Annotated in this window: 5 protein-coding genes and 1 pseudogene; 3 read left to right on the top strand and 3 right to left on the bottom strand. The window is 73.7% G+C overall.

All coding sequences use genetic code 11. The features are described 5' to 3' along the window. Nucleotides 1-635: 635 nt before the first annotated feature. Both ABZS97_RS42965 and ABZS97_RS42960 read left to right on the top strand, forming a co-directional pair. A complete protein-coding gene (locus ABZS97_RS42965; RefSeq protein WP_356149060.1) occupies nt 636-2,141 on the top strand; it encodes an AlkA N-terminal domain-containing protein in 1,506 nt (501 codons plus the stop codon). Then, nucleotides 2,141-2,635: pseudogene (locus ABZS97_RS42960) on the top strand (methylated-DNA--[protein]-cysteine S-methyltransferase); the annotation flags it as partial. The gene ABZS97_RS42965 and the pseudogene ABZS97_RS42960, both read left to right, overlap by 1 nt. A 43-nt stretch (nt 2,636-2,678) precedes the next feature. Here the strand turns inward: ABZS97_RS42960 and ABZS97_RS42955 are convergent. Continuing rightward, nucleotides 2,679-3,047, bottom strand: a complete 369-nt coding sequence (locus ABZS97_RS42955) for a PPOX class F420-dependent oxidoreductase (protein ID WP_356149057.1) — start codon at nt 3,045-3,047, stop codon at nt 2,679-2,681. Nucleotides 3,048-3,191: 144 nt separating this feature from the next. Here ABZS97_RS42955 and ABZS97_RS42950 point away from each other — a divergent pair, with 144 nt between their 5' ends. Continuing rightward, complete coding sequence (locus ABZS97_RS42950) at nt 3,192-4,445, top strand: SGNH/GDSL hydrolase family protein (protein ID WP_356149054.1); 1,254 nt, start codon at nt 3,192-3,194, stop codon at nt 4,443-4,445. 21 nt (nt 4,446-4,466) lie between these two features. On the opposite strand, the gene ABZS97_RS42945 is transcribed toward ABZS97_RS42950, so the two are convergent. After that, nucleotides 4,467-4,949, bottom strand: a complete 483-nt coding sequence (locus tag ABZS97_RS42945) for a DUF456 domain-containing protein (RefSeq protein WP_356149051.1) — start codon at nt 4,947-4,949, stop codon at nt 4,467-4,469. A gap of 61 nt (nt 4,950-5,010) precedes the next feature. Continuing rightward, nucleotides 5,011-6,000 (bottom strand): helix-turn-helix transcriptional regulator, encoded by a 990-nt coding sequence (locus tag ABZS97_RS42940; RefSeq protein WP_356149048.1) that lies wholly within the window; start codon nt 5,998-6,000, stop codon nt 5,011-5,013. Nucleotides 6,001-6,479: the final 479 nt, after the last annotated feature.

The raw sequence follows: 6,479 nt of genomic DNA, 5'->3' as shown, positions 1-6,479 counted from the left end.
GTCTTGCCCGTCGCCGCGTGGGCGTACTGCCCGGGGTCGAGCATGGCGGAGCTTGGCTGGGAGCCTGCTACGCGACGGGCAGAGACGTACCGGCACGGCCCCTTCCGTGCGTGCGCGACTGCGGGTGGCAGTCGCTCAAGCTGCGTGCAATCGCGCGGCTAGGGCGGCTGCCCACCCGGCAGTGGCGGGTGCGTGGGGTGTCGGGGGACGGCGAAGCCGCGTTTCTGCGGGCGTGCGTGGAGCTAGGGACGGCTGCCCACCCGGCAGTGGCGGGTGCGTGGGGTGTCGGGGGACGGCGAAGCCGCGTTACTGCGGGCGTGCGTGGAGCTAGGGACGGCTGCCCACCCACGCTGTGGCGGTGCGTGGGGTGTCGGGGGGCCGGCGAAGCCTCGTTTCTGCGGGCAATCGTGCCGCTAGGGGCGGCACGGGTGGGCGCAGCGGCACCCCGCAAACGCCGGGCTGCGTGACCCACCCCCGGCCGGCACCCACCCCGGGTGCGGAGGAAACAAGGGGCACCCGGGGTTTGCCCACCCACCCCGGGTGCCTTCCCGGACGAGGGGGCCGGGGGCGACGGCAACGTCACGTCCGATTTCCGCCAGCCGCGCCGCCGGCGACCCCGCACACTGGTAGACGTGATCGATGAAGAGACCAGGTACGAGGCGGTGCGCAGCCGTGATGCCCGTTTCGACGGGGAGTTCTTCTTCGCGGTGGAGACGACGGGGATCTACTGCCGGCCCAGTTGCCCGGCGGTCACGCCGAAGCGGCGGAACGTCCGGTACTACACGACCGCGGCCGCAGCCCAGAGCTCAGGCTTCAGGGCCTGCCGCCGCTGCCGCCCGGACGCGGTCCCCGGCTCCGCGGAGTGGAACGTCCGGGCCGACGTGGTGGGCCGGGCCATGCGCATGATCGGCGACGGAGTCGTCGACCGCGAAGGCGTCGGCGGACTCGCGCTGCGCCTCGGCTACAGCGCCCGCCAGGTGCAGCGCCAGCTCACCGCCGAGGTCGGCGCGGGCCCCGTAGCCCTGGCCCGTGCCCAGCGGGCCCACGCCGCCCGGGTGCTGTTGCAGACAACGGGTCTGCCGATCACGGAGATCGCGTTCGCGGCCGGCTTCGCCAGCGTGCGGCAGTTCAACGACACGATCAGGGCGGTGTACGCGTCGACGCCGAGCGAAGTGCGCGCCGCCGCACCCCGTGGCGGCGGCCCGAGCCGCCGCACCGCCACCCCCTCCGCGGGCATCGCCCTGCGCCTCGCCCACCGCGGCGCCTACCAGGCCGACGCCGTCTTCGACCTCCTCGCCCGCGAGGCGGTCCCGGGCATCGAGGAGGTCAGCGGCAACCCCGGCCGCCGTACCTACCGCCGGACCCTCCGACTGCCGTACGGGACGGGGATCGTCGCCGTGGACGAGCGGGTGCGCGGTCAGCGGGTCGTTTCCCCGTTCCGCGTGCCGGTGCCGGTGCCGGTGCCGGTCGGTGCGGCGCCGGGTCCCGGTGCGGAACCGGGACCGGGACCTCGTACGGCGTCCGATCACGCGGCCCACTCCGGTGGCTGGCTCGACGCGCGCATTCAGCTCACCGATCTCCGCGACCTGACCACCGCCGTACAGCGGCTGCGGCGGCTGTTCGACCTCGACGCCGATCCGTACGCCGTCGACGAACGGCTCGCCGCCGACCCGCGCCTGGCCCCGCTGGTCGCCGCCCGCCCGGGCCTGCGTTCGCCGGGCACCGCCGACCCCGACGAACTGGCCGTACGCGCGCTGGCGGGGCGAGCGGAGTCCGAGCGGCTGGTGCGACGCCACGGCAAGGCGCTTGACTCGCCGTGCGGCACGCTCACCCATGTGTTCCCCGAACCGGGCGTCCTTGCGCAGGCCGAATCGGACGGGCCCCTCGGCGCACTCACCGCGGCCCTCGCCGACGGAGCCCTGCGGCTCGACGCGGGCGCCGACCGGGACGACGCGCAGGAGGCGTTGCTCGCGCTGCCCGGCATGGACGGGCGTACCGCCGCCGTCATCCGTACCCGCGCCCTCGGCGACCCCGACGTGGCCCCACCCGGTGGCGACGTCCCCGACACCTGGCGCCCCTGGCGCTCCTACGCCGTACAACACCTCAGGATCGCAAGCGAGTCGGAACGGGAAGCCCTCTGATGACCACCCCCGCACGCCCCCTCTCCTACACGACCCTCGACAGCCCCGTCGGTCAACTCCTCCTCACCGCCGACGAGTCCGGCATGCTGACCTCGCTCTCCGTCCCCGGACAGAAGGGCGGTCGCACCGTGCAGGACGACTGGCTGCGCCGTCCTGAGCTCTTCCGGGAGGCCGAGCAGCAGCTCGCCGCCTACTTCGCCGGTGAACTCAAGGAATTCCAGCTGAAGTTCAGGACCGAGGGAACTCCGTTCCGCCGGCAGGTCTGGGCCGTGATCGACGACGTGCCCTACGGAACCACGACGACCTACGGGGCCATCGCCGCGCGGCTCGGCGTCTCGCGTGCGGCCGTGCGCGCGGTCGGGGGCGCGGTCGGCGCCAATCCGTTGCTCATCGTGCGGCCCTGTCACCGGGTGATCGGCGCGAACGGCTCCCTGACCGGGTACGCCGGCGGCCTCGAACGCAAGCAGTCGCTGCTCGGTCTTGAGGGCGCGCTCGGCGGCCCGGCGGGGGCGGAACTCCAGGGTTCGTCCGAGAACCTCAGTCCTCCAGGCCCCAGCTGTGGATGCGCTTCGGGTGGACGCGGATCAGTTCGTCGCTGAAGTGGCTGCCCAACTCGTGCGGACCGGTGAGGAGTTCGGCCTCGCCGCGGATGTCGACGCCGCGTACCTTCCAGGGCTGGACGCTCACGACGTCGTCGACGACCAGCGCCACCTTCGGGTTCTTCCGGAGGTTGCGCCACTTCTTGGTCGTACCCAGCGCGTAGCCACCGATCAGGATCGTCCCGTCGTCCTGCGGGAAGAAGCCGACGGGGTTCGCCTGCGGCTGCCCGTGGGCGTCGACGGTGGCCAGTCGGCCCAGCCGCTGCGAGGAGAGGTACGCGCGCTCGGCCCTGCTGAATTCGGTCATGGACGCAGCGAAGCACGGCGCACGGCCGGTGCGCATCGGGTCCTGGACCTAGGACCGGGGGCGGAGCCGGCACCGGTGGGGCGGATGCGTCCGGACGTGTGACGGACTGTTGGGCGGGCCGGAGGGCAGGGAAGCCATGGGCGCATGATGCGCGCGATCAAGGTCCGGCACCTGCTCGTCCCCCTCGTGACCGTCCTGGCGCTCGCTCCGCCGTCCTCGCGCGCCGACACCTGGCCGCCCGGACCGCCTCCCGTGCCCGCGCGGCACTGGACCGGCACCTGGGAGGCCGCGCCCTCCGGCACCGTCCCGGCGCTGCCCGGCGCCTCCATCCGCAACGTCGTGCACACCAGCCTCGGCGGGACCGCCGTGCGCGTCCGGATCTCCAACCGGCTCGGCACCGGGCCGCTCCGGGTCGGCTCGGTGACCGTCGCCCTCCAGCGGACGGGTGCGCCCCGCAGCCCCGACGCCGTCCCGGGGTCGATGCGCACCGCCACGTTCGGCGGTGCCAGGGCCGTGCGGATCCCGGCCGGGAGGGACCTGGTCACCGATCCCGTCCTGCTGCGGGTGCCCGCCGGGGCCAACCTGCTGGTCACGGTGCACACGCCCGGGGACTCGGGTCCGGCCACCTACCACCGGTCCGCGCTCCAGGCCAACTTCCTTGCCCGGGGCGCCGATCGGGCCGCCGACGAGAGGGGCGGCGCGTACACCGACACGGTCGGCAACTGGTACTACGTGACCGGTGTCGATGTGCTCGGCGCGTCCGCGGCGGGGAGCGTCGTCGCGCTCGGGGACTCCATCACCGACGGTTCCGGCTCGACGTTCAGCGCCAACCACCGCTGGCCCGACCGGCTCGCCGAACGCCTCCGCCGCCTTCCGTCGCACCGCCGGCTCGGCGTCCTCAACGCGGGTGTCGCCGGCAACCGCGTCCTGCGCGAAGGAAGGGGCCCCAGCGCCCTGACCCGCCTCGACGCGGACGTCCTGTCCCGCACCGGGGTACGGGCGATGATCGTGCTGGAGGGCATCAACGACATCAAGGGCATCCCGAGCGTGACGGACCCCCGCGCGCTGGAGGACGCGTACCGCCGGATCGTGGCGCGCGCCCATGCCCGGGGGATCCGGGTCATCGGCGCCACGATCACTCCGTACGGCGGCCATCCCGCCTGGACGCCGGACCGCGAGGCCGTCCGCCGGGCGGTCAACGCCTTCGTCCGCACCGGTGGGCTCTTCGACGCGGTCGCCGACTTCGACGCCGCCGTCCGCGATCCGGACCGGCCCGGGCGGATTCTGCCCGCGTACGACCCGGGGGACCATCTCCACTTCGACGACGCGGGCATGCGGGCCCTGGCCGACACGGTCGATCTCACCGATCTCACCGATCTCACCGGTGTCACGCCGTAGCTGTCGCGGATCGTTCAGGGCTCAGCCCCAGATCACCGCACCCAGCCACGCCCCCATGATCAGCAGACAGGCGAACAGTTCGGTGAGCACGCTGGACCCGCCCGAGCGCATCACCGCCCGTACCGCCGTCACCGCCTGCCGATGGCCGCCGAGCCGCAGCCGCTCGTAGAGGTAGATCCCGGCCAGGAAGCCGGGTATCGCGCCGAACACCGGCAGCACGAAGAAACCGAGCAGGGCCCCGGTCCCGGCGTACACCGCCATTCGGGGGGTTGCGCCGCTCGTGCGCAGCCGCCGGGGAGGCAGGCCCCAGCGGACCGCCTGGGAGAGCAGCAGGACCATGGTCGAGCCCACGAGGACCGCCCAGGAGAGCGCCTGGGGCTCGTCCAGTGCCCACCACAGGACCGCGGCCCACACGAGCCACGACCCCGGCAGACCGGGCACCAGTACTCCGGCCAGGCCGAGCAGTATCACCACGCCGACCAGCAGGAGTTCCCACACTCCCATCTGCCCAGCCTGCCCGAACACGGGCGAACCCGCAGGTCGCGAGGGTTCGGCGCACGTCGGATCAGCCGAGCCGCTCGCGCGCCACCCAGCCGCGTTCGTACGCGTGCCAGCCCAGCTGCAGCCGGGTCGTGACGCCCGTCAGCTCCATCAGGTGCTTCACCCGGCGCTGTACGGTCCGCAGGCCCAGGTCGAGCTGTTTGGCGACGCTCGCGTCGGTCAGGCCGGCGAGCAGCAGCGAGAGGATCTCCAGGTCGGTGCCGTCCGGGCCGTCGGGCTCCTGCTCGGCCACGCCCCGGCTGCCGAGCCGCAGGGGCAGCGCGTCCCGCCACACCGACTCGAACAGGCCCGACAGCAGCTCAAGCAGTCCGCTCGCATGGACGACGAGGGCGGCGGGCTCCGAGGTGTGCGAGGTGAGCGGAACCATGGCGAGAGCCCGGTCGGCGATCACCAGCTTGGTCGGGACCTGGTCCACCACCCGTACCTGCTCGTCGCGGCCCAGCGCCGCGGACAGCTCGGTGATCCCGGTGGGCAGGTGCAGGACCGTCCGCTCGACGACCACGCGGTAGCGGACCCCGCGGCCGGCGGCCTGCTCCTCCGCGTCGTTGTCCATCCCGGAGACGACGACCGGGTTGCCGGTGACCAGGGCGCACACCTCCTCATTGGCACCGAGCTGCAACTGCAGGAACCGCTGCGAGACGGCCGCCGCGCCGATCACCACCTCGACCAGGTCGTGCACCGCGGGTTCGGCGGCCTGCGCGCGGTACTCCTCGGCCAGCAGCGCGGCCGCCAGTTCCGCCTTCTCCAGCTCGTGCCGCTGCTGGGTGAGCAGCGCACCGAGGGCGACCCCGGGGGGCGCCGCGACCCAGCGTCCGGGCCGGGCCGACGACTGGGCCGCGAGGCCGTGCCGCTCCAGGCGGCGCAGGGCGCGTTCGGTGTCGTACTCGGCGAGGGTGAGCCGTCGCGCGAGATCGGGCACGTCGGCGGCGCCCACGGACACCAGTGCCCGGTACGCCGACTCGTGCGTCTCGTCCAGCCCTATCGCTCCCAGCATGCGGCGATGCCCCTCCCCAAGGATCCGTTCAGGCCGGTCGGTGGCTGCCGTGGCGGAAAACAGCCACGGCGCAAACCCGCCTGCGGACATCATCGCCGCACCCCCCGCCCCTCTGACAAGCTCACGTAACCGAGGCACCGACCGCCGCCCGTAATGTCCGCCCTGGCCGGTTCGGCCTGCGCGGATGCGGGGCGCACCGGCTCCCTTGGGCACGGGCGGAGCGGTCGGGCGAAGCGGCGACGACGGCCCGGCCGCGACCATGAGTCACAGCGCAGACCCAGGGAAGCAGGTCACACTCGGGCCGAACCGACCGACGCCGACGGCGATTCGGTCACTCGGACCGTGACCCCGGCCTGCGCTGTGCGCCAGGCCCGGGTCACCCCCGGCGCGCGGCCGGGGGGGGGCGCGCGGGGGGGGGTGCCGCCGCCGGGGGGTGTATAGTCGGTGGCGAAGTGAAGACGGCACCCGCTGGGCGAACA

It is taken from the genome of Streptomyces sp. NPDC005485 (genome assembly GCF_040606085.1).
Lineage (GTDB): Bacteria > Actinomycetota > Actinomycetes > Streptomycetales > Streptomycetaceae > Streptomyces.
This window is presented reverse-complemented; position numbering and strand designations above follow the sequence as displayed.